Annotated in this window: 24 protein-coding genes and 1 pseudogene; 14 read left to right on the forward strand and 11 right to left on the reverse strand. The window is 59.4% G+C overall.

Annotated features, from left to right (window positions below; translation table 11 throughout):
• Window positions 1–8: 8 nt before the first annotated feature.
• Complete coding sequence (locus tag IE038_RS10110) at window positions 9–206, forward strand: YbdD/YjiX family protein (RefSeq protein WP_065759275.1); 198 nt, start codon at window positions 9–11, stop codon at window positions 204–206.
• A gap of 90 nt (window positions 207–296) precedes the next feature.
• Entirely contained in the window at window positions 297–1,259 is a 963-nt protein-coding gene (yjiA, locus tag IE038_RS10115; RefSeq protein ID WP_189395558.1) for a GTPase, read from the forward strand.
• Between the two features lie 8 nt (window positions 1,260–1,267).
• Here yjiA and IE038_RS10120 read toward each other — a convergent pair whose 3' ends face one another.
• The 4 genes from IE038_RS10120 to IE038_RS10135 all read right to left on the reverse strand — a co-directional run bounded on the left by IE038_RS10120 (window position 1,268) and on the right by IE038_RS10135 (window position 8,006).
• Window positions 1,268–1,861, reverse strand: a complete 594-nt coding sequence (locus IE038_RS10120) for a hypothetical protein (RefSeq protein WP_163931329.1) — start codon at window positions 1,859–1,861, stop codon at window positions 1,268–1,270.
• A 166-nt stretch (window positions 1,862–2,027) separates the two neighbouring features.
• Complete coding sequence (locus IE038_RS10125; RefSeq protein ID WP_163931326.1) at window positions 2,028–2,600, reverse strand: hypothetical protein; 573 nt, start codon at window positions 2,598–2,600, stop codon at window positions 2,028–2,030.
• Window positions 2,601–2,753: 153 nt separating this feature from the next.
• On the reverse strand, window positions 2,754–4,007 hold the full coding sequence (gene glyA / locus IE038_RS10130; RefSeq protein WP_163931323.1) for a serine hydroxymethyltransferase: 1,254 nt from the start codon (window positions 4,005–4,007) through the stop codon (window positions 2,754–2,756).
• Between the two features lie 159 nt (window positions 4,008–4,166).
• Complete coding sequence (locus tag IE038_RS10135) at window positions 4,167–8,006, reverse strand: sensor domain-containing protein (RefSeq protein ID WP_189395559.1); 3,840 nt, start codon at window positions 8,004–8,006, stop codon at window positions 4,167–4,169.
• A gap of 313 nt (window positions 8,007–8,319) precedes the next feature.
• Between IE038_RS10135 and ettA the strand changes: the two genes are divergently transcribed.
• Window positions 8,320–9,984, forward strand: a complete 1,665-nt coding sequence (gene ettA, locus IE038_RS10140; protein ID WP_163931320.1) for an energy-dependent translational throttle protein EttA — start codon at window positions 8,320–8,322, stop codon at window positions 9,982–9,984.
• A gap of 277 nt (window positions 9,985–10,261) precedes the next feature.
• The gene (gene gdhA, locus IE038_RS10145) at window positions 10,262–11,599 is read left to right on the forward strand and encodes an NADP-specific glutamate dehydrogenase (protein WP_163931317.1); all 1,338 of its coding nucleotides are present in this window, start codon (window positions 10,262–10,264) and stop codon (window positions 11,597–11,599) included.
• On the opposite strand, the gene IE038_RS10150 is transcribed toward gdhA, so the two are convergent.
• The 4 genes and pseudogenes from IE038_RS10150 to IE038_RS10160 form a co-directional block, all read right to left on the reverse strand.
• Complete coding sequence (locus tag IE038_RS10150; protein ID WP_163931314.1) at window positions 11,596–12,093, reverse strand: GreA/GreB family elongation factor; 498 nt, start codon at window positions 12,091–12,093, stop codon at window positions 11,596–11,598. The genes gdhA and IE038_RS10150 overlap by 4 nt on opposite strands.
• Before the next feature lie 13 nt (window positions 12,094–12,106).
• Window positions 12,107–12,387 (reverse strand): annotated as a pseudogene (locus IE038_RS24480) (hypothetical protein); the annotation flags it as partial.
• 104 nt (window positions 12,388–12,491) lie between these two features.
• Complete coding sequence (locus tag IE038_RS10155) at window positions 12,492–14,345, reverse strand: Lnb N-terminal periplasmic domain-containing protein (protein WP_163931311.1); 1,854 nt, start codon at window positions 14,343–14,345, stop codon at window positions 12,492–12,494.
• Window positions 14,346–14,419: 74 nt separating this feature from the next.
• Entirely contained in the window at window positions 14,420–14,908 is a 489-nt protein-coding gene (locus IE038_RS10160; RefSeq protein ID WP_163931308.1) for a DUF3015 domain-containing protein, read from the reverse strand.
• 274 nt (window positions 14,909–15,182) lie between these two features.
• Between IE038_RS10160 and IE038_RS10165 the strand changes: the two genes are divergently transcribed.
• The 5 genes from IE038_RS10165 to bamJ all read left to right on the forward strand — a co-directional run bounded on the left by IE038_RS10165 (window position 15,183) and on the right by bamJ (window position 19,867).
• Window positions 15,183–17,621, forward strand: a complete 2,439-nt coding sequence (locus IE038_RS10165) for a Lon protease family protein (protein WP_163931305.1) — start codon at window positions 15,183–15,185, stop codon at window positions 17,619–17,621.
• Between the two features lie 167 nt (window positions 17,622–17,788).
• Complete coding sequence (locus IE038_RS10170) at window positions 17,789–18,130, forward strand: PA4575 family protein (protein WP_163931302.1); 342 nt, start codon at window positions 17,789–17,791, stop codon at window positions 18,128–18,130.
• Between the two features lie 103 nt (window positions 18,131–18,233).
• A complete protein-coding gene (locus IE038_RS10175; protein WP_163931299.1) occupies window positions 18,234–18,722 on the forward strand; it encodes a TIGR00645 family protein in 489 nt (162 codons plus the stop codon).
• Window positions 18,723–18,857: 135 nt separating this feature from the next.
• Window positions 18,858–19,163, forward strand: a complete 306-nt coding sequence (locus IE038_RS10180; protein WP_163931297.1) for a DUF6482 family protein — start codon at window positions 18,858–18,860, stop codon at window positions 19,161–19,163.
• An 86-nt stretch (window positions 19,164–19,249) separates the two neighbouring features.
• Window positions 19,250–19,867, forward strand: coding sequence for a BamJ family beta-barrel-assembly machinery protein (gene bamJ / locus IE038_RS10185; protein ID WP_163931294.1), 618 nt, complete (start codon window positions 19,250–19,252; stop codon window positions 19,865–19,867).
• An 86-nt stretch (window positions 19,868–19,953) separates the two neighbouring features.
• On the opposite strand, the gene IE038_RS10190 is transcribed toward bamJ, so the two are convergent.
• The 3 genes from IE038_RS10190 to IE038_RS10200 all read right to left on the reverse strand — a co-directional run bounded on the left by IE038_RS10190 (window position 19,954) and on the right by IE038_RS10200 (window position 21,716).
• Complete coding sequence (locus tag IE038_RS10190; protein WP_163931291.1) at window positions 19,954–20,184, reverse strand: PA4570 family protein; 231 nt, start codon at window positions 20,182–20,184, stop codon at window positions 19,954–19,956.
• 124 nt (window positions 20,185–20,308) lie between these two features.
• Window positions 20,309–20,650: a zinc ribbon domain-containing protein YjdM gene (locus IE038_RS10195; protein WP_065760620.1), complete on the reverse strand. Its 342-nt coding sequence runs from the start codon at window positions 20,648–20,650 to the stop codon at window positions 20,309–20,311.
• A gap of 97 nt (window positions 20,651–20,747) precedes the next feature.
• A complete protein-coding gene (locus IE038_RS10200; RefSeq protein ID WP_163931289.1) occupies window positions 20,748–21,716 on the reverse strand; it encodes a polyprenyl synthetase family protein in 969 nt (322 codons plus the stop codon).
• Between the two features lie 252 nt (window positions 21,717–21,968).
• On the opposite strand from IE038_RS10200, the gene rplU reads away from it, so the two are divergent.
• The 5 genes from rplU (at window position 21,969) to IE038_RS10225 (ending at window position 25,761) form a co-directional block, all read left to right on the forward strand.
• Window positions 21,969–22,280 (forward strand): 50S ribosomal protein L21, encoded by a 312-nt coding sequence (gene rplU, locus IE038_RS10205; RefSeq protein WP_065760618.1) that lies wholly within the window; start codon window positions 21,969–21,971, stop codon window positions 22,278–22,280.
• 34 nt (window positions 22,281–22,314) lie between these two features.
• Complete coding sequence (rpmA, locus tag IE038_RS10210) at window positions 22,315–22,572, forward strand: 50S ribosomal protein L27 (protein WP_065760617.1); 258 nt, start codon at window positions 22,315–22,317, stop codon at window positions 22,570–22,572.
• A gap of 193 nt (window positions 22,573–22,765) precedes the next feature.
• Window positions 22,766–23,989 (forward strand): Obg family GTPase CgtA, encoded by a 1,224-nt coding sequence (gene cgtA, locus IE038_RS10215; RefSeq protein ID WP_163931286.1) that lies wholly within the window; start codon window positions 22,766–22,768, stop codon window positions 23,987–23,989.
• 183 nt (window positions 23,990–24,172) lie between these two features.
• Complete coding sequence (gene proB, locus IE038_RS10220) at window positions 24,173–25,291, forward strand: glutamate 5-kinase (protein WP_189395560.1); 1,119 nt, start codon at window positions 24,173–24,175, stop codon at window positions 25,289–25,291.
• 11 nt (window positions 25,292–25,302) lie between these two features.
• Window positions 25,303–25,761: a CreA family protein gene (locus tag IE038_RS10225; RefSeq protein ID WP_163931279.1), complete on the forward strand. Its 459-nt coding sequence runs from the start codon at window positions 25,303–25,305 to the stop codon at window positions 25,759–25,761.
• Window positions 25,762–25,772: the final 11 nt, after the last annotated feature.

The following is a 25,772-nucleotide window of genomic DNA, read 5'->3' on the forward strand; positions in this document are numbered from 1 at the left end:
ATGCAGTCATGTTCAACGACCTCGGTCGACTGGGTAAGTACCTGGGGCAGGCAGCCCGCCTGATGGTCGGTATGCCCGACTACGACACTTACGTCGAGCATATGCAAACCAAGCACCCGGACAAGCCGGTGATGAGCTACGAGGCGTTCTTCAGGGAGCGCCAGGAGGCGCGTTACGGTGGCAAGGGTGGGCCAAAGTGCTGTTGAATAACCCTGGCTGACGGCCTGTAATAAACCTGTGGGAGCCTGGCACGCCGCGCTCCCACAGTCATTTTTTGCGTTCAGGAGATTTTGCGCGTGCTACCTCCAATCCCCGTTACCGTGCTCAGCGGCTTCCTCGGCGCTGGCAAGACCACCTTGTTGCGCCACCTGCTCAAGGCCGAGCATGGCCTTAAGATCGCGGTGATCGAAAACGAATTCAGCGATGCGGGTATCGACACGCAATTGCTGGGTGACGAACCGGTGCAGGTCATGACCTTGGCCAACGGTTGTGTGTGTTGCAGCATCCATACCGACCTGACCAAGGCCCTGTTCCTGTTGCTGGAGCGCCTGGACAGTGGCGAGATTGCCTTTGACCGGCTGGTGATCGAATGCACCGGCCTGGCTGATCCCGCGCCCGTGGCACAAACCTTCTTCATCGACGAAGAGCTGCGCGAGCGCTACATCCTTGACGGCATCATTACCCTGGTCGATGCGGCGCATGCCGACCTGCACCTGACCCAGACCATTGCCCAGGCTCAGGTCGGTTTTGCCGATCGACTGCTGGTGAGCAAGACCGATCTGGTTGATGCCGACCGCTTCCAGGCCTTGAGCGAACGTCTTGGTCGTATTAATCGTCGTGCGTCGATCCATGTCGTAGAGCACGGCAAGATCGACCTGGCCGAGTTGCTTGATGTGCGCGGCTTCAATCTTAATGCCGACCTGGGTGGCGGTCTGAGCGTGCGTCCGGTTGGAAAGGGCACTAGCGGTGACCGCATAAGCAGCATGGTATTGCGTACCGAAAAGCCCCTGAACATCGACCGGCTTAGCGACTTCATGAATCGCCTGCTCGAAGAGCATGGCCGACAGCTGTTGCGTTACAAGGGCGTGCTCAATATCGAAGACGAGCCGCGTCGGCTGGTGTTCCAGGGGGTATTGAAGTTGTATGGTTTCGACTGGGACCGCGCCTGGGAGCAAGACCAGGCGCGGGAAAGTGTAGTGGTGTTCATCGGCGACGATTTGCCTGAGGAGCAGATTCGTTCAGCGTTCGAACAGCTGTAGGCTGCTTGTTAGCTGGCGCTCAACCAATCGACGTCGCGTGCAAGGATATTCAAACGCAATTTAGTGCCCGACGGCGCATAACCAGCGGTCAGGTAGCCGCCGTTACCCTGACCGATGAGCGTCATGCTTAAGCTCGCCCCGGTAGCGGCTTCTTCAAGACTGATCATGGCGAAATCGGTAGGCAGGTTCGAGAGGTCGACCGCTTGGTTGTTGTGGGCATGGCGCAACTGCCAGGCGCAAGGATCAACGCCATCAATCGGGCACGCCTGAGGTATGCCTTCGGCGGTCATGAAAACGCCGTGGTTCAGGTATTTGCCGCTGCGCACGTAGAGTCGATACAGTCCTTCGCTATGTCGGAAATAGAACTCTGTGGGCGAGACATCGCTGACCACGTGGAAGTCTATCAGGCCGTCGTTGCGGTCTTGCTCCCAGTCCTCGTCGGTGCCGCCGAGCGCTCCCAAGGCCTGCGAGATTTCAAGCCCTTCAGGTCGTGCGTGGTGAGGCACGATAACAGGGCGGTCGGTAGCTTCATCCAGGGCGATGAGGCTGTGGCCGTTTATCAGCATGTTGGCGGTAAAAGAAAGTTGTTTATCGGTTGGCATGGCAGGTGATCTCCTGATCAGATTTGGCTTCCCTATTGGGACTATCACCGGGATGACGTGTATCCCGAGGTGTGAGAGCCAAGGTAATGTCCCTGAGCCGGTGGGGGCAGGAGGAACAATGCCCTAGGGGCCGTACCATGGGGCATCGCAGTTCTATCCTGATGGCTCAGAACTCATCCGGATAACTCAGCCAGGGTGCATTGCGTTCCTGGATATCCAGAATGAAGCCCAATGGGCTCCCCCCTGCGGTGTTGAGGTAGGTATGTTCCGAGCCATGTCGGCGGCTCCGGTGCACGAACCCTTTACCCGCGCACTGCAAAAACATCCCGACACGATCGTGTTTTAGGTGCTCAAGTGAGGTTTCGCCGCGTTGCGGATGGATCAGCTTGAAGGGGACGGGCTCCCGTTCAGCGATGATAAAGGCGCCAATATGACCCAGATCGTCGACACTGATGCCTCGGCCGAAGTACGGGCCAGGCGAACGGACATACAGGTAGTAGCCTTCGGGCGTATACCTGAAGTACAGGGTGAGGGGTTCCACTTTGCTGCCGTCGGCAGAGGTTTGATGGCCTAGCAGATGGGAGTCATTTCGGGCTTGTATGGCGCCGGAAAAGACGCCACCGCCACTGAAAGGGACGATGACCTCTGCTGGTGCCCCCAGCAGGACATCCAGGCAATGAATGGGGTGTGCCTGAGTACGCAGGTGGGCGAGGAACGAGTTTTGTCGATGGGTGGGCATGGCGTTCGCCTTGTAGTTCGTTGAATGACCAAGGAGCCTAGGCCTTCGTATTCAACAAACGTAACGGCGAGGCGGTTGCCCGCTGCGTTAATTAATTACACAGACGAAAAAAAGCCCGGCTCAAGGCCGGGCTTCTCATTCAGCGAACTGCAATCAAGCGCCGTATACCGGCAGCTTGGCGCAGATGGCCTTGACCTTCTCACGAACGGCGTCGATTACCGCTTCGTTGTTCAGGTCAGCCAGGATGTCGCAGATCCAGCCTGCCAGTTCCTTGCACTCAGCCTCTTTGAAGCCGCGAGTGGTCACAGCCGGGGTGCCGAAGCGCAGGCCGGAAGTGACGAACGGGGAGCGTGGGTCGTTTGGCACCGAGTTCTTGTTGACGGTGATGAAGGCTTTGCCCAGTGCAGCGTCGGCATCTTTACCGGAGATTTCCTGCTTGATCAGCGAGAGCAGGAACAGGTGGTTCTGAGTACCACCGGAAACGACGTCAAAACCGCGCTCGATGAAGACGCTGGCCATGGCCTGGGCGTTTTTCACCACTTGTTGCTGGTACGCCTTGAACTCAGGCTGCAGTGCTTCCTTGAAGCAGATGGCCTTGGCGGCGATCACGTGCTCCAGTGGGCCGCCCTGGGCGCCAGGGAATACGGCAGAGTTCAGTTTCTTCTCGATTTCTTCGTTCTTGCGAGCCAGGATCAGGCCGCCACGTGGACCGCGCAGTGTCTTGTGGGTAGTGGTGGTGACCACGTCAGCGAACGGAACCGGGTTCGGGTAGACGCCAGCTGCAACCAGACCGGCTACGTGAGCCATGTCAACGAACAGGTAGGCACCGACCTTGTCGGCAATTTCGCGGAAGCGTGGGAAGTCCAGCACTTGCGAATAGGCCGAGAAGCCGGCAACGATCATCTTCGGCTTGTGCTCCAGCGCCAGACGCTCGACTTCGTCGTAGTCGATCAGGCCGTTGGAGTCGATGCCGTACTGGATGGCGTTGTACAGCTTGCCCGAAGAGCTGACGCTGGCACCGTGGGTCAGGTGACCGCCGTGTGCCAGGCTCATGCCCAGGATAGTGTCGCCAGCCTGCAGCAGGGCCAGGTAAACGGCACTGTTGGCTTGCGAACCCGCGTGTGGCTGGACGTTGGCGTAGTCAGCGCCGAACAGCTGCTTGGCGCGGTCGATGGCCAGTTGCTCGACCACGTCGACGTACTCGCAACCACCGTAGTAACGCTTGCCTGGGTAACCTTCGGCGTACTTGTTGGTCAGAACCGAACCCTGGGCTTCCATCACGGCTGGGCTGGTGTAGTTTTCCGAGGCGATCAGCTCGATGTGCTCTTCCTGGCGCTGAGCTTCTTGCTCCATGGCGGCAAAGAGATCGGCGTCGTACTTGGCAATGGTCAAATCACGGCTGAACATGGCGGTCCTCAAGGATCGGGCTGGAAAAGGGAGGCATTCTACCTCATCGGCTTTTGTCTGGCATATGAAAGGGCATCATGTCGCAGACAAGTGGGCCTCATTTGCCGTTTTTGTATCGCGCAGCGCAGCCTCCCGGCGTGCAGGCGGCTCTCCTCAGGGTTACTGGAACATGAAGAGTGTCGTGTTGCTGAACTGGGCCTCGAACTGATTGGCCGGCATCGGCCGCCCGAACAGGTAGCCTTGAACCTCATCACAGCCGTGTTCACGGAGGAATTCCAGCTGTTCGTGGGTTTCCACGCCTTCGGCGATTACCGCCAGGTTCAGGCTGTGGGCCATGGCGATAATTGCCCGCGCGATCTGCCCGTCCTGCTCGCCTTCGGGCAAGCCGTCGACGAAGGTGCGGTCAATTTTCAGCACGTCGATCGGGAACTGCTTGAGGTAGTTCAGTGACGAGTAGCCGGTACCGAAGTCATCAACCGCAATGCTCAGGCCAAGATTTTTCAGGCTGGCGAGAATCTGCATGGCCTCGTTGACCTCGCGCATCAAGATGCTCTCGGTCAGCTCCAGTTCCAGGCATGCCGGTGGTACACCGATTTCGTTGAGAATCGTGGCGATGCGCGTGCCCAGTTGACCATCGGAGAACTGCCGCGCAGAGATGTTCACCGAGACCTTCGGCACCCGTACCTTGGCCTTGTGCCACTCTTTGAGCTGACGACTGGCTTCGCGCAGCACCCAGTCACCGACATCGACCACCAGCCCCAGTTCTTCAATCACCGGAATAAAGTCGCCCGGCGGTACCAGGCCGCGCCGTGGGTGGCGCCAGCGCAGGAGTGCTTCGGCGCCGGTCAGGCGTTTGCCGTCGCCGCTGAACTGCGGTTGGTAGTACAGAATGAATTCGTTCTGCTCCAGCGCATGGCGCAGGTCGCTTTCCAGTTCCAGGCGCTCAAGCGCACTGGCGTTCATGTCTGCCTGATAGAACTGGAAGTTGTTCTTGCCGCGTTCCTTGGCGTGGTACATCGCGGTATCGGCGTTTTTCATCAACTGGCTGAGTTCGCTGCCATCCTGAGGGCTCAGGGCAATACCGATACTGGCCGTGACGAAGAACTCGCGGTTTTCCAGTACGAAGGGGCGAACCAGACTGCTGAGGATCTGTTCGGCCACATTGATGGCACGGTTCAGGGCCATCTCGCGGGTTGCGCGTGGTTGCAGCAGCAGTGTGAACTCGTCGCCGCCCATGCGCGCAACGGTGTCGTCAGTGTCGACACAGTCGAGCAGGCGTTCGGCCATGTCCTTGAGCATACGGTCGCCGGCCGCGTGGCCAAGGGAGTCGTTGATCGGCTTGAAACGGTCCAGGTCGAGGAACATCAGCACCACCCAGGCCTTCTGACGATCCGCTTGCTGGAGCGCCGTATGCAGGCGGTCCTGGAACAGGGTGCGGTTGGGCAGGTGAGTCAGGGCGTCGTAATAGGCCAGGCGGTGAATGCGTTGTTCGCTGGCCTTACGCTCGCTGATGTCGGTAAAGAAGCACACATAGCTGGCCAGGTCGCCCTCATCGTCGAGCACGGCAGTAATACCGACCCAGGCCGGGTAGTGCTCGCCGGTACGGCGTTTAAGCCAGACCTCACCTTCCCAGGTGCCGCGAATGTGCAACTGCTTGACCACATAGCGCAGGTGCGCTTCCTGCTGCTCGTCGACGGTCAGCATGTTTGGCAATTGGTCGAGCACTTCGGCCGCACTGTAGCCACTGACGCGGCTGAAGGCTTCGTTGGACTGGACGATGTAGCCCGCCGGGTCAGTGATCAGGATTGCCGAGGTCGAGTGTTCAAATACGGTCGCCGCCATGCGCAGGTCTTTTTCTGCGCGGCGCTGCTGGCTGATGTCACGTCCAACGCCGAGAATACCCTCGAAGCGATTGTGCTCATCCCAGACCAGTACCAGGCGCAGCTCGATCGGGATCTTGCGACCATCAGCCCGCAGGCAGTCGAACAGGAACAACTGGGTTGGCAGTTGAGTGCGCAGTTGCTCCAGTTGTTCGGGATAGGGCAGGGCACGGTTGAGCCGCTCGACCAGGCTGTAGATGCCGGTCAATTGTGCCGGGTTGGCGATGGTCGACTGCCAGCCGTTCCTGAAAATCCAGTCGACCTCGTAACCCAGTACGGCCTGCACCGAGGGGCTGACGTAGTTCGGTTGCAGCTTGCTGTCCGTTGAGAAGATGACGTCGCTGATGCTTTCGGCGAGCATGCGATAACGCTGTTCGCTGTCACGCAACGATTCGCTCGCCTCGATCTGCTTGGTGACGTCCTTGGCCACACCAATGATTCGGGTAACGCTGTTGTCGTTATTGCGGCTCAAGACTTCTTCGCGAATATCGTAACGACGCCAGCCCTGGTCGCGATGACGGAAACGCAACTGGCAGTGCAGTTGCTCAAGGTAGCCACTTTCGCGTTGTTGTTGGCGCAGGGTGTTGTAGAGCGCGGCGTCCTCGGGGTGCAGAAGGATTTCCCAGAAACGCTCACCCATTGTCTCCAGCTCGGCGCGGGAGTACCCGAGGGTTTGGCCCAGATGCCGATTGCTGAAGATCATCCGTTGGCTTTGCACGTCTTGTACGTAGAGCTGATCCGGTACGGTGCGGACCACATCCGACCAGAAACTTTCACGCTCCAGCAGTGACAGTTCGACCTGCTTGCGGCTGGTAATATCGCTGATACTGAGTGTTACCGCACGATAGTCAGGGCGCTTGTCAGGGAAGCGCACCATCAGCCAAAGGTGCAACTCCTGGCCATCGGCAGCACTCAGGCGAACCTCCAGCTCCAACTGGCTTTCATGGTTCAGGACGGCTTCAACCAGTTGCAGGCCAATGCCCTCGTTGTTCTTATGCCCGGCTATCAAGCGCTGCCAAGCCCCCGTGCGGCATTCAACGCCCAACAGTTGCAGGGCGACCTGATTGACCTCCGTGACTTTCAGCTCCTGCAGCAGCGCGTTGTGTAATGACTGATCAAGCCGCAGCCGGTACAAAAGCTGATCGGGGCTACGAAGGCGCAGGCGTTCGAGGGCATTGATCAGGCCGGACAAGTCCAGCACACAGAGGGCAACACCGGTTCCTTCAAAGATATCCTGGTAGCGCCGACGACCTTCCTGCAGTGCGCGTTGCCGTTTGCGCATGCTGATCAATGCCAGCAGCGGCAACAGGGCGCAAACCAGACCTAGTACGCATTTGCTGATCAGTGCCGGTAACAGTTGCTGGCGACTCAGTTCGGCGTCGTAGAGGCCGCGCAGTTGCCAGTCGCTGTTGTCGAGGAATGTCAGCAGCACGCTCTGCAGCGGTTCGGCGTTGGCTGGGCGAGGTTTTTCAGGCGGACGGTGACGATTGATGATCATGTCCGTTCGGCTGTTTTCCAGCAGCCACAAAGGGCGGGCTGGGTTGTCCAGGTGCTCGGCCAGTACGTTGTAGTAGGCCGGAGCCAGGCGCAGCAGCCAGTAGCCACTGGCCGGCCTGTCCGATTGGCGCAGCAGCAGATAGATGCTGCTGTTGTCGCTATTGTTGCTGAAGTAGTACGGGCGGCCATTGCTCACCCGCACCAATTCTTCAATCGCATGCCGATCAGGTGTTTCGCTCAAGCTGTCGCGCAGCGGGCGTACCTGGCTGTCGAACCAGGCGATGCTGCGCAGCGCGGGCAGTACGCGCTGCAGATCGGTCACGACCTTCGGCAGGGTGCTATCGCTGGGTGGCAGCAGGTAAGGTTGAACCTGATTGAGTGCTGTCTGGGCCTTGAGGGCCATGTTCAGGCTCAGGTGATCGGCCAGCTCGTTGCTGGAATCCAGGCTGTGTTGGCGTTCGTCGGCAAGGGTATGGTGGTACTGATCGATCAGCAGCCAGAACAGCAGGCCGAGCAGCAGCAAGACCAGGATGGCCAACGCCCCTTTCAACGTGCCGCGTAATGAGGAGCCCAGGACAGGCGGGGCAGTACGCAGGGAAGACGGCTGAGTAAGATTGGTCAAACGTTGATCCTGCGGTATGGCTGGCTGTGGCAGGTTTGAGCTGCTTATTCGGTGCGCACCCTCACGCTCGGCCATGCAGGCCGATGCGTACTATAAGCTGGACGCCCAAAGGGCGGCTAGCATGCCTTGAGTTGTGGCGAAGTGCCAGTCCTGTTCGTCGGCACCGACAACTGGGGTTATCGGCTGACCCAGGCCCGCCCGGTCCTGGGCGCGGATCGGCTGGCCATCGGTTCGCCAAGTTAATAGTCGCTTTTACTTTTTTACGTCATACAATTGGCCCCTTGAATTGACTTGCTTACAGGAGCTCAACGTTTTGGCTCAATACGTCTACACTATGCATCGGCTGAGCAAGGTTGTTCCGCCGAAGCGGGAAATCTTGAAGAATATCTCCCTGTCGTTTTTCCCGGGCGCCAAGATCGGCGTACTCGGCCTCAACGGCTCGGGTAAATCCACGCTGCTGAAGATCATGGCCGGTGTCGACACCGAGTTCGATGGCGAAGCACGGCCAATGCCGGAGCTGAACGTCGGTTACCTGCCGCAGGAGCCGCAGCTCGATCCAACCAAGACCGTGCGTGAAGTGGTCGAGGAGGCGGTCAGCGTGATCAAGGACGCCCAGGCCCGCCTGGACGAGGTCTATGCGGCCTATGCCGATCCAGACGCCGATTTCGACAAGCTGGCCGCTGAACAGGCCAAGCTCGAGGCGATTCTGCAGGCCAGCGATGGTCACAACCTGGAGCGTCAGCTGGAAGTGGCGGCCGATGCCCTGCGCCTGCCTGCCTGGGACGCCAAGGTCGAACACCTGTCGGGTGGCGAGAAGCGTCGTGTAGCACTCTGCCGTCTGCTGCTGTCGGCACCGGACATGCTCTTGCTCGACGAACCTACCAACCACCTGGATGCCGATTCTGTCGCCTGGCTGGAGCACTTCCTGCACGACTTCCCGGGCACTGTGGTCGCGATTACCCACGACCGTTACTTCCTCGACAACGTAGCCGGCTGGATCCTCGAGCTCGACCGTGGCGCCGGTATTCCGTACGAAGGCAACTATTCGGGCTGGCTGGAAGCCAAATCGGATCGTCTGGCTCAGGAATCCAAGCAGCAGTCGGCCCATGAAAAGGCCATGAAGGAAGAACTGGAGTGGGTGCGCAAAGGCGCCAAGGCACGTCAGTCGAAATCCAAGGCCCGTCTGCAGCGCTTCGAAGAAATGCAATCGCAGGAATTCCAGAAGCGCAGCGAAACCAACGAGATCTACATCCCGGCAGGCCCGCGCCTGGGTGACAAGGTCATCGAGTTCAAGAACGTCAGCAAGGGTTATGGCGACCGTGTACTGATCGACAACCTGTCGTTCAGCATGCCTAAAGGTGCAATCGTCGGTGTGATCGGTGGTAACGGTGCCGGTAAATCGACCCTGTTCCGTATGCTGATGGGCAAGGAAACGCCGGACTCTGGTTCTATCGAGATCGGTGAGACCGTGCAACTGGCCTGTGTCGACCAGAGCCGCGAAGACCTGGACGGCAACAAGACCGTGTTCCAGCAGATCTCCGATGGCTCCGATCAGATCCGTATCGGTAACTACGAAATTCCTTCGCGTACCTACGTGGGGCGTTTCAACTTCAAAGGGGGCGACCAGCAGAAGTTCGTCAAGGACCTCTCCGGTGGTGAACGTGGCCGCCTGCACCTGGCCCTGACCCTGAAGGAAGGCGCCAACGTCCTGCTGCTCGACGAACCGTCCAACGACCTGGACGTGGAAACCCTGCGTTCGCTGGAGGAAGCCCTGCTGGACTTCCCGGGCGCCGCCATCGTGATCTCTCACGATCGCTGGTTCCTTGACCGCGTGGCCACTCATATCCTGGCCTACGAGGACGACTCTCAGGCGGTGTTCTTCGAGGGTAACTACACCGAGTATGAAGCCGACCGCAAGAAGCGGCTCGGTGAAGCCGCTGCCCAGCCGCACCGGGTACGGCACAAAAAACTGGCATAACCGCTCGCGGTTTTGCACTGAAACGGGGCCTTCGGGTCCCGTTTTTTTTGCCTGAAATGTATCGCTCCCATCGCCGACAAGGCAGGCTGCCTGAGGGCTCGCACTCACTGGGCTGGGGTGAGTGATGTTTCCGGTGACGGGTTTGAATGTGTATACATTTACATAAATGCACCATTTAATTTCATAAAAACGACATTTTGCACTGTCGCAGTGCGCGTTGACTTGATAAAGTCCCGGGAAAAATTCTTACAAGCTAATCATCTGCCGAGACCTTCCCATGATCGAATCCGTCGAAGACTTCCTCGCCCGACTGAAAAAACGTGACCCTGCCCAGCCTGAATTCCATCAGGCGGTAGAAGAGGTACTGCGTAGTCTATGGCCCTTCCTGGAGGCCAATCCGCACTATCTGCAGGCCGGTATTCTTGAACGCATGGTCGAGCCTGAGCGCGCGATCCTGTTCCGCGTGTCGTGGGTCGACGATCAGGGCAAGGTCCAGGTCAACCGCGGTTACCGTATCCAGATGAGCAGCGCCATCGGCCCTTACAAGGGTGGCCTGCGCTTCCATCCGTCGGTCAACCTCGGCGTACTGAAGTTCCTGGCTTTCGAGCAGGTGTTCAAGAACTCCCTGACGTCGCTGCCCATGGGCGGCGGCAAGGGCGGCTCTGACTTTGATCCCAAAGGCAAGAGCGACGCTGAGGTGATGCGCTTCTGTCAGGCATTCATGAGCGAGCTGTACCGTCATATCGGTGCTGACCTTGACGTCCCGGCCGGTGATATCGGTGTCGGCGCGCGGGAGATCGGCTTCATGTTCGGTCAGTACAAGCGCCTGGCTAACCAGTTCACCTCCGTGCTGACCGGCAAGGGCATGACCTACGGTGGCAGCCTGATTCGCCCTGAGGCGACCGGTTATGGTTGTGTGTACTTTGCCGAAGAGATGCTCAAGCGTCAGGACCTGCGTATCGACGGTCGCCGGGTGGCCATCTCCGGTTCTGGCAACGTCGCTCAATACGCTGCGCGCAAGGTCATGGACCTGGGCGGCAAGGTGATCTCCTTGTCTGACTCCGAAGGTACCCTGTACTGCGAAGCGGGCCTGAACGATGAGCAATGGGATGCGTTGATGGCGCTGAAGAACGTCAAGCGTGGGCGCCTCAGCGAAATGGGCGGACAATTTGGCCTGGAATTCCGTGCTGGCCAACGGCCTTGGAGCCTGGCATGCGACATCGCGCTGCCATGCGCGACCCAGAACGAACTGGACGCTGAAGATGCCCGTACCTTGCTGAGTAATGGCTGCCTCTGTGTGGCCGAAGGTGCAAACATGCCGACCACGCTGGAGGCAGTGGATATCTTCCTGGAGGCCGGCATCCTCTTCGCGCCGGGCAAGGCTTCCAATGCCGGTGGCGTGGCCGTGAGCGGGCTGGAGATGTCGCAGAACGCCATGCGCCTGCTGTGGACGGCTGGCGAAGTGGACAGCAAGCTGCACAACATCATGCAGTCGATTCACCACGCCTGCGTGCACTACGGTGAGGAAAACGGTCGAATCAACTATGTCAAAGGCGCCAACATCGCCGGCTTCGTCAAAGTCGCCGATGCCATGCTGGCTCAAGGCGTCGTTTAAGCCTCTGGCTCGATGGCGATGATCTCGATCGACTGATCACCGGCCGGTCGTCGCCACACCACTTCGTCCCCTGGCTCGGCGCCCAGCAGAGCCCGGCCCAGGGGGGATCCCCAGTTGATCAGGCCGCTTGCGGCATAGGCCTGATCTTCTCCGACCAGTTGAACCTGGTGATGCTGGCCACTCTCGTCAGCAAAGGTCACGTGGCTGCCGATCTGCACCTTGTCCCTGGATACCGCGGGTGCAACCACCAGCGCACTTTGCACCTTGGCATTGAAGTAGCGCAGGTCGCGCTCAGTCTCTACGAGCCGCTGCTTGTCCGCCTGCTCACCTTGTGCGAGCAGTTCACTGCGTAGCGTGTTCAGCTCGGCGACACGCTCATGCAGCAGGGTAAGACCCCGAGCGGTGACATAGTTGGGTTGCTCGCTGATCTGACGCTCAACGGGCTGGTCAGCCTGGTCACTGGCTTGATCTTCATTGACGAATGCACGACTCATGAACGGCTCCTTCTCAGGAGACCCTGCTGGCAGACATGCGCACTATGGCTGACCCGTCCACGGCCTCTCTACGCCTGTAGGCGCGTGCCGCATCGCGATCGTTCTCCTGCTGCCATTGTTCCTTGCGGTTCTCCCAATGGCGGGCACGGTAGTCTCGCAGGTCCTGATTCCCCTGCATGCCTGGCACTGGCGAAAGCCATCGTCCCAGCCGGCCTCATATTGGCGGTTGTGCAGGTAGCGTGGTACATCTTTGCGAAAGTCGCCAGCTATTACGCTGACGGCCTGACAACCGTCATGACCGAGTTGAAACGGTATCTGCCTCTTGTCGGGTTGATGATCCCCCGCTTGGACTGCATAGCGTTAATCAACCGCAGACAAGACCCGCGCACAAAGAGCAATCAATAGTTGTACCACTTCAGTTCAAGCATCACTTCGTTCTGCGCTGAAGTGAACTGGCTGAAATCGCGCTTTGCGCTCAAGCGCAGACCGAAGTTGTTCGACAACTCCCACTGCTGGTTCAGGCTCAGGCTGCGACGCACTTCGCCATTGGTAAAGTAATCACCCTTGGCCTCCAGGCTGAGGTTGCCCAGCCCGTTACGCCACAACAGGCCAGTGTTGAAACCGGCTGCTGGTGCTATGAAACCGGCAAAGTCTTCGTTGTGTTCGACCCGTACGGTTCCAAGGGCAAACCCGAGCATTTCGTCGCTCAGCGCCCAGGTGCTGCCAGCACCACCATTTACCTGGCTCACCAGGGTTTCGTCACCGTTCCTGCCAAGCACGCGCTCCAGGCCGCCGGCGACTTGCCATGACCACGGTTGCAGCAGGGCGTTGCGTGGTGTCAGCGAGCGAATGGTCGCCAGGTCCAGGCGTTGCAGTTGCCAGTGGTTACCTTCGTACTGGCGTAGCTTTAGCTGGAGGATTTCAATCTGTGCCCCCAGCGGAAAGCCATACATGTTGTCGTTGAGGTCGTGGTAGGCCATGCGCAGGCCGTACTCGGTGAATGCGCGGTCTTCCCGTGTACCCATTCCCAACTGCCAGGTGCGTGACTGATGGCCGTCTTCGGGCAGTCCAGGTCGCTTTATGTCCAATTCAGGTGGCGGATTGCGGTTGATTGCCCGCAGCAGCTCAAAGCTGCGTTTGGTGCGCGCCGGGTCACGCTCCTGGCCGTTTGCACGGTAGCGTTCCAGGCGGTAGGCCGCGTCCTGTACCAGGGCCTGGCGCTCACGCGGCAGCGCGTTGAACGTCGGGCTTTGCAGTTGCGCGGTATCAGCACTGACGGCCAGTACCTGGCGTTGCTCCTCGGTATCCAGTGGCGCCGCACGCTCAAGCAATTCACGTTCGCGTGATGGGCGATAGTCGATCCGCTCCACCAGCCCAGATTGCTTGACGGCCTTGACGGTGTCGGTCGGAATGGCCGTGAGCGGGAATTGCGAGGTCAGGTCCAGGCTCGGGCGAGCCACCTGCAACAGTTCGAGCAAGCGGTAAGAGCAGTTTTCGTCAAAAAAGAAGTAGTCGAAGCGAATCTGTTTGAGTTCCCACACGTGCTCGACCATACGCCCGGTTTCTTCCGGGGTCAGGTTCAAGCGGTACTCCCACAGGTCGCGGTTCTCCAGGCTGCGATACTCCGACAGTTTTTCCTGATAGGGCACCAGGGCAAACAGGCCGGGGTAGCCGCCCATCAGGCCTTTCCAGGCATAGAGGATGCTGTTGTCGTTACCTTCGATGTAGGCGCCGAAGTTGATTGCGTAGCTCAGCAGGGCCGTGTCGTTCTTTTGCACATCGGCCTGGTCGATACGCAGCAAGGTGTGGCCGAACATCGACGAGGGGCTGTTCAGGTAGGCCGCCGGGAAGATCATCACTGCACTGTGTGGCGACACATCCTTGAACCACCGGGGGTATTCCTTGCAGTCCGGTGCAGGCAGGTCGTTCAACTGGAGTTGCTCGCGCAGCCAGCGGGTGCGTGCCGGGAATACGCACTGTGCATGTTTGTCGCCCAGGCTTGCCGGTGCGTACAGCGCCTGGAGCGTGGCGCGCAGTTCCTGGTCGGGGTGGTGCCCTCCGTCTTTGGCGAGAAAGAAGCGCGCGTCGTCGACATAGCTGCGCCAGCCACCCAGTTTGGCGGTTTCGTAGTGACCCAGGGCGATCCAGTAGCGGTCATTGGCCAACTGGTTGAGGCGGTTGTCGTCGAAAGCGGGAGCAGCATGCAACGGGGCGCAGGCACAGAGCGCCAGGTAGGCAAGGCGTTTGAGCATGTCGGGCAACTACGTCTGAATGATGCCGATAGAGGCGAAGAACAACCCGCCCCTGAGGGGCGGGTGGGCCGAGCTTAAGCCTGGGTGGCGTATTTGGCCAGGCGTGGGTCGCTTTTCAGAACAGCCAGGGTGTTGTTGTGGACATCTTCAGCGGTGATGTCGGCAGTCTTGAAGATCTCCTGGAAGTGTTGGTGGGTGACGGCGGCGAAGTGCGCGCGGTCTTCAGGTGCCACGCCGAGGACGACGGCATAGGTGGTCAGTGCTTCGCCTTGACCTTTGGCCATGTCTTCAGACAGTTCGTTCATCATGCCATTCATGGCAAACCACGACTTGCCGCCATAGGTCAGCGCAGCGTTGGTGGCGCATCCGTTGGTGCCGGAAGTCATGCCGAACGTTGCGTTACCGGAGGTGCCGTTGGTTGTTGATGCAAGGAAGTGGGCCGGTGTACCGCGTTGGCCCGCGAACAACATGTTGCCCCAGCCGCAATCCGGGCCGCCAGGCGCCTGGGCCATGGCGTTCAGGGATGCGGCGGCGAACAGAGTACCCAGAAGAATCCGTTTCATAGCATTGTTCTCTTTCTAAGAAGTGCAAACCAAAGGTCAGGGTTATCTGGCATATCGGTATGACCTGTAGCCAGGACGGGTCGGTTATTTACCCAGCCGCGCAGCTTACAGTTTAGGCATGATCTAACAGTTCGCTGATTAATTACGAAAGATTGCTGGAAGGCGCTATTGGGGGCAGGATTCACCCCGTTGCAGAAAGCGTTGAAGAGCCTTGCAAGCCGCACGCACCCGGCGCCAGAATGCTTCATCCGCCCCGCCGAAGTAAGGAAGCCCGATGCCCGATCCTGTTGCTGCGAGCCTGCGTCTTGCGCCAGAAGCCTTGACCCGGCCGTTTTCCGCCGAACAGTTCGCCTTTACCACCACCAATGATCTGGAGCCCTTTCGCGGTGTGCTTGGCCAGGAACGTGCTGTCGAAGCCTTGCAGTTTGGCGTCGCCATGCCGCGTCCTGGGTACAACGTATTTGTCATGGGTGAGCCCGGCACCGGGCGTTTCTCGTTTGTCAAACGCTACCTGAAAGCCGAGGGCAAGCGCCTGCACACCCCTTCGGACTGGGTGTACGTCAACAACTTCGACGACCCGCGCGAAGCGAAGGCGCTGGAGTTGCCGCCTGGTAGTGCTGGCGCATTCATTGCCGATATTGGCGGGCTGATCGACAACCTGCTGGCAACCTTCCCGGCAGTGTTCGAACATCCTTCGTTCCAGCAGAAGAAAAGCGCCATCGACCGCAGCTTCAACCAGCGTTATGACCGCGCCCTGGATGTGATCGAGCGGGCGTCCCTGGAAAAGGACGTTGCACTGTACCGTGACAGCAGCAACGTTGCGTTCACCCCCATGAGTGACGGCAAGGCGCTGGACGAGGCCGAGTTCGCGCAGTTGCCTGAAGCTGAGCGTGAGCGTTTCCACGAAGACATTGCCGCACTGGAGGAGCGTCTGAACGAAGAGCTGGCCAGCTTGCCGCAGTGGAAGCGCGAGTCGAGCAACCAGTTGCGCCAGCTCAACGAGGAAACCATTACCCTGGCCTTGCAGCCGTTGTTGTCCCCGCTCTCGGAAAAGTACGCGGAGAACGCAGCGGTCTGTGCCTACCTGCAAGCCATTCAGGTCAACCTGCTGCGCACGGTCGTCGAACAATTGGTCGACGACAGCAAAAGTGATGCAGTGGCACGCAAGATACTGGAAGAGCAATACGCGCCAAGCCTGGTGGTCGGGCATCCGGTCAGTGGGGGCGCGCCGGTGGTGTTTGAGCCGCACCCAACGTACGACAATCTGTTTGGCCGCATCGAGTACAGCACCGATCAAGGGGCTCTCTACACCAGCTATCGGCAACTGCGTCCGGGGGCGCTGCACCGTGCGAACGGTGGCTTCCTGATTCTTGAAGCCGAGAAAATGTTGGGTGAGCCCTTTGTCTGGGATGCACTCAAGCGTGCCTTGCAGTCGCGCAAACTGAAGATGGAGTCGCCGTTGGGCGAGTTGGGGCGTGTCGCCACCGTCAGCCTCACCCCGCAGATGATCCCGCTGCAGGTCAAGGTTGTCATCATTGGTGCGCGCCAGCTGTACTACGCCCTGCAGGACCATGATCCGGACTTCCAGGAGATGTTCCGGGTGCTGGTGGACTTCGATGAAGACATTCCGATGGTCGACGAGAGCCTGGAGCAGTTCGCTCAGTTGCTCAAAACCCGTACCAGCGAGGAAGGCATGGCGCCATTGACCGCCGATGCGGTCGCGCGGCTGGCAACCTACAGCGCTCGTCTGGCCGAACACCAGGGGCGTTTGTCGGCGCGAATCGGTGACCTGTTCCAGCTGGTCAGCGAAGCGGATTTCATTCGCCACCTGGCCAACGACGAAATGACTGACTGCGGCCATATCGAGCGGGCGCTCAAGGCCAAGGCCACGCGTACCGGCAGGGTTTCGGCGCGGATTCTCGACGACATGCTCGCCGGGATCATCCTGATCGATACCGAAGGTGCGGCCGTGGGCAAGTGCAACGGCCTGACAGTGCTTGAGGTTGGCGATTCGGCGTTCGGTGTGCCAGCGCGGATCTCCGCTACGGTATACCCGGGTGGTAGTGGAATCGTCGACATCGAACGCGAGGTCAATCTGGGGCAGCCGATTCACTCCAAAGGGGTGATGATCCTTACCGGTTACCTGGGCAGCCGTTATGCCCAGGAGTTCCCGTTAGCCATTTCCGCGAGTATTGCCCTGGAGCAGTCCTATGGATACGTCGACGGTGACAGTGCCTCGCTTGGTGAGGCCTGTACCCTGATCTCGGCGTTGTCGAAGACCCCCCTTAAGCAGTGTTTCGCCATTACGGGTTCTATTAACCAGTTTGGTGAAGTGCAGGCTGTGGGTGGGGTCAACGAGAAAATCGAGGGCTTCTTCCGGCTCTGCGAAGCGCGAGGCCTGACCGGCGAACAGGGCGCAATCATTCCGCGTGCCAACGTCACGACGCTGATGCTCGATGAGCGAGTGCTGCAAGCGGTGCGCGCAGGGCAGTTCCATATCTATGCCGTCAGCCAGGCCGACGAGGCATTGAGCCTGCTGGTGGGCGAGCCGGCCGGTGCACCTGATGCCGATGGCCAGTTCCCGGAGGGCAGCGTCAACGCCAGGGTGGTCGAACGTCTGCGAGTGATCGCCGAGATGATCAGCGAGGAGGAGCTCAAGGAGGCGGAGAAAGAGCACGCCGAACAGGCCTTGGCCGGGGTCAAACCGTCCTGACGAGGAGGGCGGGCGCCAGGGTCGGCATGACCATTCGGCGCCCGCTGTTGTGCGACCGCTTGTCGCCGTCGGTTTTCTTCTATTCTTCAGATCATGGACAGTCGTAGGTACAGGATAGAAACAGCTTCCGATGGGGGCTGAACAGCGTTTCTCCGAGGATCGTCGCCATGCCGCGCAGCCTCAGTCTCACTCGTCAATGCCTGGGTCTGGTCACCCGCATTGAATGCAGCATTCGTCCGCTGGCCGGTGACAATGGCATGTGGACGCTGCTTTTCGCCGCCGGCATGGCTGGCGAGCAACCCTCTGCGATCAAGGCTCAAGGACCGTTCCACGGCCCTTATGTCGCAGAGTCAGTACTCAATGCCATCGTCGACAGCTTGACCTTGCATGGTTATCAAGTGGCGGATGGGCCGCAGATCTGGTGCCTTCACCTGCAGGCACAACTCAGACGGATCAACGGCGAACGGGTACATCACGTGGGTGATTTCCAGTTCCATCCAGAAACCTGAAGGGCTGCCCCCGGTTGCCTTGCAGCAACCTGACGCGGGCTTTTTCTGTCATTCGTGGCTGGTATACTCCTGCTCGTTTTTCCCGCCACCGATGAGTTTTTCAATGGAACGTTTTATCGAAAACACGATGTATGCCTCGCGTTGGCTGCTCGCGCCCATTTACTTTGGTTTGTCGCTGGGCCTGCTGGCGCTGGCGCTGAAATTTTTCCAGGAAATCTTTCACGTACTGCCTAACGTATTCTCCATGGCGGAAGCTGACCTGATTCTGGTGATCCTGTCGCTGATCGACATGTCCCTGGTGGGTGGCCTGCTGGTCATGGTGATGTTCTCCGGTTACGAAAACTTTGTCTCGCAACTGAATATCGACGATGGCAAAGAGAAGCTCAGTTGGCTGGGCAAGATGGACTCCACGTCCCTGAAGATGAAGGTGGCAGCCTCGATCGTGGCGATTTCCTCGATCCACTTGTTGCGGGTTTTCATGGATGCCCGGAACATCGAGACGCAGTACCTGATGTGGTATGTGATCATCCACATGACCTTTGTGGTCTCGGCCTTCGCAATGGGTTATCTGGATAAACTGACCAAGCACTGATTGCGTCTTGCCGGTGAGTTTGAAACCGCCCGTCCGCTACAAACGGACGGGCGGTTGCGTTTCTGGCTTGTACTTTGTTCAGCTCTGTACGAAAAATGAACAGTCGCTCGTATGTCCGAGTAGTGAGGTGCTGCAATGAACCTGCACGATCTGAATACCGAGGCCAGGGCTGGTCATGTCGAGGAACTCAACCTGATCGCTATCGAAGGGGGCGATTACCTGCTGGAGGCACGGGTACATGGGCGTGCCCATCCGTTGTCTGATGCGCGAGGCAAGCGCCTGCGTGTGCACTCTGTGGAAGAAGCGCGTGGGCAACTGCAAGGGTTGCCTGACCTGCCGCTGAACCTGGTGCATTGGTCGGTGCAGGACGAAATGTGTGGCATGAGCAGCGCGGCCGAAGAAGATCTGAAAATGCCGATTTCCCTGCGTTCAGCCTGGTAGCTGAACTGCTGCGCCGCAGTGTGCTAGGCTGCTCGCCCTTTTCATAAAGGGCGCGGTTTATGTGCGCCCTGCAGCGGAGCAAGCCAATGTCCGAAATCAACCTGTCTACCGACGAAACTCGCGTCAGCTACGGCATCGGCCGTCAGCTGGGTGGTCAGCTGCGTGACAACCCGCCACCAGGCGTCAACCTGGACGCGATCCTGGCCGGTCTGACCGACGCGTTCAATGGCCAGGCCAGCCGCGTCAGCGAAGAAGCGCTGTCGGCCAGCTTCAAGGTCATCCGCGACATCATGCAAGCGGAAGCGGCTGCCAAGGCTGAAGCAGCTGCTGGTGAAGGCAAGGCCTTCCTGGCTGAAAACGCCAAGCGTGACGGCATCACTACCTTGGCTTCGGGCCTGCAGTTTGAAGTGCTGACCGCCGGTGAAGGCGCCAAGCCGACTCGCGATGACAGCGTCCGTACCCACTACCACGGCACCCTGATCGACGGCACGGTCTTCGACAGCTCCTACGAGCGTGGCCAACCAGCTGAGTTCCCTGTCAGTGGCGTGATCGCTGGCTGGACCGAAGCCCTGCAACTGATGAACGCCGGCAGCAAATGGCGCCTGTACGTACCGAGCGAGCTGGCCTACGGCGCTCAGGGTGTTGGCAGCATCCCGCCGCACAGCGTACTGGTGTTCGACGTTGAGCTGCTCGACGTTCTGTAAGCCCTAGCGTTGCAGGGGAGCTTGGCTCTCCAGCAGCGGCAATGCCGGCTTCTGCTCAACCGTGCGGGAGCCAGCGTTGCTGGCGATTACAGCGGGCGCAATGCCCGTGCGTAAGAAAACAGAAACAGGTTGCGCACCAGTTCCTTGAGCACATTCGGCTCGTTTGAATTCAAACCACTCAGGTCCAGATCACCTTGGGCGTGCAGTTCATGCAGCGCGTCTTCTTCGAGCACGGCACAGACCTCGCCGGTTTCCCGGTGCAGGATGCGCAGGCAAGGGTGAGGGCGTTCCAACCAGGCGTCGATCAGATAAGTCATGATTACTCTCCTTGAACTCTTTCAGTGAGAATAATTCTTATTATCATAATAGCAAGAAGTGATTGGCAGTTTCTGCCAGAGGGTCGATCCGAGGCCGTTGCACGGCCCCGAATACAGACTCGGGTCAGACCTTGCGGACGAACTCGGACTTGAGCTTCATTGCGCCGATGCCGTCGATCTTGCAGTCGATGTCATGGTCGCCGTCACACAGGCGGATATTCTTGACCTTGGTACCGACCTTGACCACCAGGGACGAACCCTTGACCTTGAGGTCCTTGATCACGGTAACGGTGTCGCCGTCTTGCAGGACGTTGCCCACCGAATCCTTTTTCACTGCCTCGTCGTTGCCTGCTTCGGCCTCACCACTGGCGGACCACTCGTGGGCGCACTCGGGGCAGATCAGCATGGCACCGTCTTCGTAGGTGTATTCGGAGTTGCATTTTGGGCAGGGAGGCAAAGTGCTCACTAAGGTTCCTCTGGGTGTACGTGCAAAAACCCACATTGTATAGGGTTTTGTCGCTCAGAGGGCAAGCAGGCCCATCCGAAGATGGGCCGGGGCAGGATCAGTGGGTGCGGGCGACGGCGAATTCGCTGAGTTCAACCAGTGCGTCACGGTACTCGCTGGCCGGCAGCACTTCCAGGCAGGCAATGGCGCGAGCGACATAGTCACGGGCCAACTGGGCGGTGTAATCCAGAGCGCCTGCTGCCTCGACGGCGGCGCGGATGCTTTCCAGATCTTCAATGCCGCCTTTCTGGATCGCCTGGCGAACCAGTGCGGCCTGTTCGGCAGTCCCTTCACGCATGGTGTAGATCAGCGGCAGGGTTGGCTTGCCTTCGGCCAGGTCGTCGCCGACGTTCTTGCCCAGGGTTTGCGCGTCGCCCTTGTAGTCGAGCAGGTCGTCGACCAGTTGGAAGGCCACACCCAGGTGGTCACCAAAGGTACGCAGTGCCTCACGCTGAGCTTCACTGGCTTCGGCCAGGGCTGCTGCGCTATGGGTCGAAGCCTCGAACAGCATCGCGGTCTTGCCGCGGATGACGTCCATGTAGATTTCTTCGGTAGTGCTGGCGTCGCGGATCTTGGACAGCTGCAGTACTTCACCTTCGGCAATCACGCGGGTCGCCTTGGAGAGAATCTGCATGACGGGCATCGAGCCCAGCTCTACCATCATTTCGAACGAGCGCGAGTAGAGGAAATCACCGACCAGTACGCTGGGCGCGTTGCCCCACAGGGCGTTGGCGGTGGAGCGGCCACGGCGCATGCCGGACATGTCGACGACGTCGTCATGCAGCAGGGTCGCGGTGTGCAGGAACTCGATGGTGGCAGCGAGCAGGCGCAGCTGGTCGCCATCGCGGCCCAGTGCCTTGCCGCACAGCAGCACCAGCAGCGGACGCAGGCGCTTGCCGCCAGCAGACGTGATGTAGTCGCCGATTTTCGAGACCAGCGGCACACGTGAAGTCAGCTGCTTCTTGATAATCTCGTCAACGGCGCTGAAGTCGTCCGCTACCGGGCGGTAGAAAGCTTGGGGTTGCATCGGCCACAGGTGCTCCATAAAGGTTGCGCGGCATGCTAGGTTGCGGGTCCCGGCCTGTCAAGGCGCGGTGCCGGTGAACCGGGGGCGGTACTTGCAAGCGCTGCGGGGCTTGCGTACAATCGCGCACCCTGAACTTCCTGGGCAGCACCTGCCTTACGCAATTGCACAGGGCCGTTCCAGCCTTATGCAGCCATGCCAGCCAATACTCTTACCTATAAAGAGCTGGGTGAGCAGGATTATCGGAGAAATACCATGTACGCAGTAATTGTTACCGGCGGTAAGCAGTACAAAGTCGCCGAAGGTGAATACCTGAAGATCGAAAAACTGGAAGTCGCTACCGGCGAATCCGTAACCTTCGATCGCGTTCTGTTGGTCGCCAATGGCGATGACGTAAACATCGGCGCACCTGTCGTCGCTGGCGCTAAAGTAGTCGCTGAAGTGATCTCCCAAGGTCGTCACGACAAAGTGCGCATCATCAAGTTCCGTCGTCGTAAGCACCACATGAAGCGTATGGGCCACCGCCAGTGGTTCACCGAGATCAAAATCACCGGTATTCAGGCTTAATTCAGCCTAATCCCCTTATTGGAGAGTTGAACTCATGGCACACAAAAAAGCTGGTGGTAGTACCCGTAACGGTCGCGACTCAGAAGCCAAACGCCTTGGCGTGAAGATGTATGGCGGCCAGGTCATCAAGGCCGGCAACATCATCGTTCGCCAGCGCGGCACCCAATTCCACGCTGGTTACGGCGTTGGCATGGGCAAAGATCACACCCTGTTCGCTAAAATCGAAGGCGTGATCAAGTTCGAGAAAAAAGGCGAGTTCGGTCGTCGTTACGTAAGCGTTGTCGCTGCTTAATAGCGATGTCGCTGGAAAAGCCCTGTCTCGCGACGGGGCTTTTTCGTTTGTGGGGTGAGTCTCTTGCAAAACTGTTTGTATGGGCTGCCGGCGCTGGATTCTACGGTCGTTGACGGGGCCGCCGCGCTCATTTTTGCAAGAGCCTTATGTCTTTGTGTCATTCAACTCGTCGAGACGACGAGAGGCGGTTTTTATGAAGTTTGTTGATGAAGTATCGATCCGGGTAAAAGCCGGTGACGGTGGCAATGGTTGCATGAGCTTTCGTCGTGAGAAGTTCATTGAGAACGGTGGTCCCAACGGCGGTGACGGTGGTGACGGCGGCTCGGTGTTCATGGTTGCCGACGAGAACCTCAATACCCTGGTCGACTATCGCTACACCCGCCATTTCGAGGCCCAGCGCGGCTCCAATGGTGGCAGCACCGACTGCACCGGCAAGAAGGGCGACGACCTGATCCTGCGTGTACCGGTCGGTACCACCGTGATTGATGCCAGCACCCAGGAAGTTATCGGCGATCTGGTCAAGCCGGGGCAGAAGCTGATGGTCGTTCAAGGCGGCTGGCACGGCCTGGGCAACACGCGCTTCAAATCCAGTACCAACCGTGCGCCGCGCCAGACCACGCCAGGCAAGCCGGGCGAGCAGCGTGACCTGAAACTGGAAATGAAAGTACTGGCCGATGTCGGCCTGCTGGGCCTGCCTAATGCGGGCAAGAGTACGTTCATTCGCTCGGTATCGGCTGCGAAGCCGAAGGTTGCCGATTACCCGTTCACTACCCTGGTGCCGAACCTGGGCGTGGTCAGTGTCGACCGCTGGAAGAGCTTCGTCATCGCCGACATTCCCGGTCTGATCGAAGGCGCTTCCGATGGTGCCGGCCTGGGTATCCGCTTCCTCAAGCACCTGGCGCGTACTCGTCTGTTGCTGCACCTCGTCGACCTGGCACCGCTGGACGACAGCAGCAGTGCCGATGCTGCCGAAGTCATTGTCAACGAGCTGACCCGCTTCAGCCCGTCGCTGGCTGAGCGTGATCGCTGGCTGGTGCTGAACAAGACCGACATGCTGATGGATGACGAGCGCGACGAGCGCGTCAAGGAAGTGGTTGAGCGTCTGCAGTGGGAAGGCCCGGTGTACGTAATCTCGGCCATCTCCAAGCAAGGCACTGAGCAGCTGAGCCGTGACATCATGCGCTATCTGGAAGACCGCGCTGACCGTCTGGCCAACGACCCGGCGTATGCCGAAGAGCTGGCGGATCTCGATCAGCGTATCGAAGATGAGGCCCGTGCCCAGCTTCAGGCGCTGGACGATGCGCGCGCCCTGCGCCGTAGCGGTGTGAAGAGCGTGCATGACATCGGTGACGATGACGACGATGATTGGGATGATGAGGACGAAGACGGTCCAGAAATCATTTACGTGCGCGACTGATTCGTTGCAGTACACTAAACGCCGCTTTTTTAAGCGGCGTTTTGCTGTCTGTAGGTGCAGGCTTTGCCCGTGATTGCATCAGCGTGGTACCTATTGAGGCTGCATCGCCGGCAAGGCCGGCTCCTACAAGGCGTAGCAAGCGCTGTTTTTTAGAATCCACAGATCGGCATAGGTTGGAAGAAGATGCGGAGCAAGGTGACGGGTGCCCAGCGCTGGGTCGTGAAAATCGGCAGTGCCCTGCTGACGGCAGATGGCAAGGGCCTGGATCGCGCGGCCATGGGTGTCTGGGTCGAGCAGATGGTGGCGTTGCATGAAGCGGGTGTCGAGTTGGTGCTGGTGTCGTCCGGGGCCGTGGCCGCCGGTATGAGCCGCCTGGGCTGGACCAAGCGACCGAGCGCCATGAACGAGCTGCAGGCAGCTGCTGCCATCGGCCAGATGGGCCTGGTGCAGGCGTGGGAATCGAGCTTCGCCGAGCACGGCCGGCACACTGCGCAGATCCTTCTGACCCATGATGACCTGTCCGACCGCAAGCGTTACCTGAACGCCCGCAGCACGCTGCGTACGCTGGTAGAGCTCGGTGTGGTACCCGTGATCAACGAAAACGACACGGTGGTCACCGATGAGATCCGTTTCGGTGACAACGACACCCTGGCGGCGTTGGTAGCCAATCTGGTCGAGGCTGACTTGCTGGTAATCCTCACCGACCGCGATGGCATGTTCAATGCCGACCCGCGTACCAACCCCGATGCCGAGCTGATCTACGAAGCCCGTGCGGATGATCCGAGCCTGGACGCCGTGGCTGGTGGTACCGGCGGTGCGCTGGGTCGTGGTGGCATGCAGACCAAGCTGCGCGCTGCGCGTCTGGCGGCCCGTTCCGGGGCCCACACGATTATCGTTGGTGGGCGCCTGGAGCGCGTGCTGGACCGTCTCAAGGCGGGCGAGCGTCTGGGCACTCTGCTGTCGCCTGAGCGTGGCATGCTGGCGGCGCGCAAACAGTGGCTGGCCGGTCATTTGCAAACCCGCGGCACGTTGACGCTGGATGCCGGTGCCGTACAGGCGCTGTGTGAAGGGCGCAAGAGCCTGTTGCCGGTTGGTGTCAAAGGTGTGCAGGGCAGCTTCCGTCGTGGCGAAATGGTGGTTTGTGTCGGCCCTGACGGTCAGGAAGTTGCCCGTGGCCTGGCCAACTACAGTGCCCAGGAGGCGCAGAAAATCATCGGCCAATCCTCCGAGGCCATCGAAAGCCTGTTGGGCTATAGCGCTGAGCCGGAGTTGGTCCATCGCGACAATCTGATTCTGGTATGAGGGAGAACCCTGTGCGTTTGATCAAAGGATTGCTGGGGGCCTTGCTGGCCCTGCCATTGCTGGCCTCGGCCGAGGAAATCGGTCAGGTGTCGACGGTGTTCAAGTTCGTCGGACCGAATGACCGTATCGTGATCGAAGCGTTCGACGACCCGAAGGTGGAAGGTGTGACCTGCTACCTGTCGCGTGCCAAGACCGGCGGCCTGAAAGGCGGGCTTGGCCTGGCTGAGGACCGTGCCGAGGCGTCGATTGCCTGTCGTCAGGTCGGGCCGATTCGCTTCAAGGAAGAGTTGAAGGATGGTGATGAGGTGTTCAAGGAGCGCACCTCGCTGGTGTTCAAGACCATGCAGGTCGTGCGTTTCCTGGACAAGAAGCGCAACACCCTGGTGTACCTGGTCTACAGTGATCGGGTCATCGAAGGCAGCCCGCAGAATGCGGTGACCGCGATTCCGATTCTGCCTTGGGCTCAGTGATACCGCGTTGA

Source organism: Pseudomonas laurentiana, from assembly GCF_014648275.1.
GTDB lineage: Bacteria > Pseudomonadota > Gammaproteobacteria > Pseudomonadales > Pseudomonadaceae > Aquipseudomonas > Aquipseudomonas laurentiana.

Coding starts and splice junctions, on each gene's coding strand:
- IE038_RS10110 (WP_065759275.1), top strand. CDS start 9: ATGTTCAACGACCTCGGTCGACTGGGTAAGTACCTGGGGCAGGCAGCC.
- IE038_RS10120 (WP_163931329.1), bottom strand. CDS start 1,861: ATGCCAACCGATAAACAACTTTCTTTTACCGCCAACATGCTGATAAAC.
- IE038_RS10125 (WP_163931326.1), bottom strand. CDS start 2,600: ATGCCCACCCATCGACAAAACTCGTTCCTCGCCCACCTGCGTACTCAG.
- glyA (WP_163931323.1), bottom strand. CDS start 4,007: ATGTTCAGCCGTGATTTGACCATTGCCAAGTACGACGCCGATCTCTTT.
- gdhA (WP_163931317.1), top strand. CDS start 10,262: ATGATCGAATCCGTCGAAGACTTCCTCGCCCGACTGAAAAAACGTGAC.
- IE038_RS10150 (WP_163931314.1), bottom strand. CDS start 12,093: ATGAGTCGTGCATTCGTCAATGAAGATCAAGCCAGTGACCAGGCTGAC.
- IE038_RS10155 (WP_163931311.1), bottom strand. CDS start 14,345: ATGCTCAAACGCCTTGCCTACCTGGCGCTCTGTGCCTGCGCCCCGTTG.
- IE038_RS10160 (WP_163931308.1), bottom strand. CDS start 14,908: ATGAAACGGATTCTTCTGGGTACTCTGTTCGCCGCCGCATCCCTGAAC.
- IE038_RS10165 (WP_163931305.1), top strand. CDS start 15,183: ATGCCCGATCCTGTTGCTGCGAGCCTGCGTCTTGCGCCAGAAGCCTTG.
- IE038_RS10170 (WP_163931302.1), top strand. CDS start 17,789: ATGCCGCGCAGCCTCAGTCTCACTCGTCAATGCCTGGGTCTGGTCACC.
- IE038_RS10175 (WP_163931299.1), top strand. CDS start 18,234: ATGGAACGTTTTATCGAAAACACGATGTATGCCTCGCGTTGGCTGCTC.
- IE038_RS10180 (WP_163931297.1), top strand. CDS start 18,858: ATGAACCTGCACGATCTGAATACCGAGGCCAGGGCTGGTCATGTCGAG.
- bamJ (WP_163931294.1), top strand. CDS start 19,250: ATGTCCGAAATCAACCTGTCTACCGACGAAACTCGCGTCAGCTACGGC.
- IE038_RS10190 (WP_163931291.1), bottom strand. CDS start 20,184: ATGACTTATCTGATCGACGCCTGGTTGGAACGCCCTCACCCTTGCCTG.
- IE038_RS10200 (WP_163931289.1), bottom strand. CDS start 21,716: ATGCAACCCCAAGCTTTCTACCGCCCGGTAGCGGACGACTTCAGCGCC.
- rplU (WP_065760618.1), top strand. CDS start 21,969: ATGTACGCAGTAATTGTTACCGGCGGTAAGCAGTACAAAGTCGCCGAA.
- rpmA (WP_065760617.1), top strand. CDS start 22,315: ATGGCACACAAAAAAGCTGGTGGTAGTACCCGTAACGGTCGCGACTCA.
- cgtA (WP_163931286.1), top strand. CDS start 22,766: ATGAAGTTTGTTGATGAAGTATCGATCCGGGTAAAAGCCGGTGACGGT.
- proB (WP_189395560.1), top strand. CDS start 24,173: ATGCGGAGCAAGGTGACGGGTGCCCAGCGCTGGGTCGTGAAAATCGGC.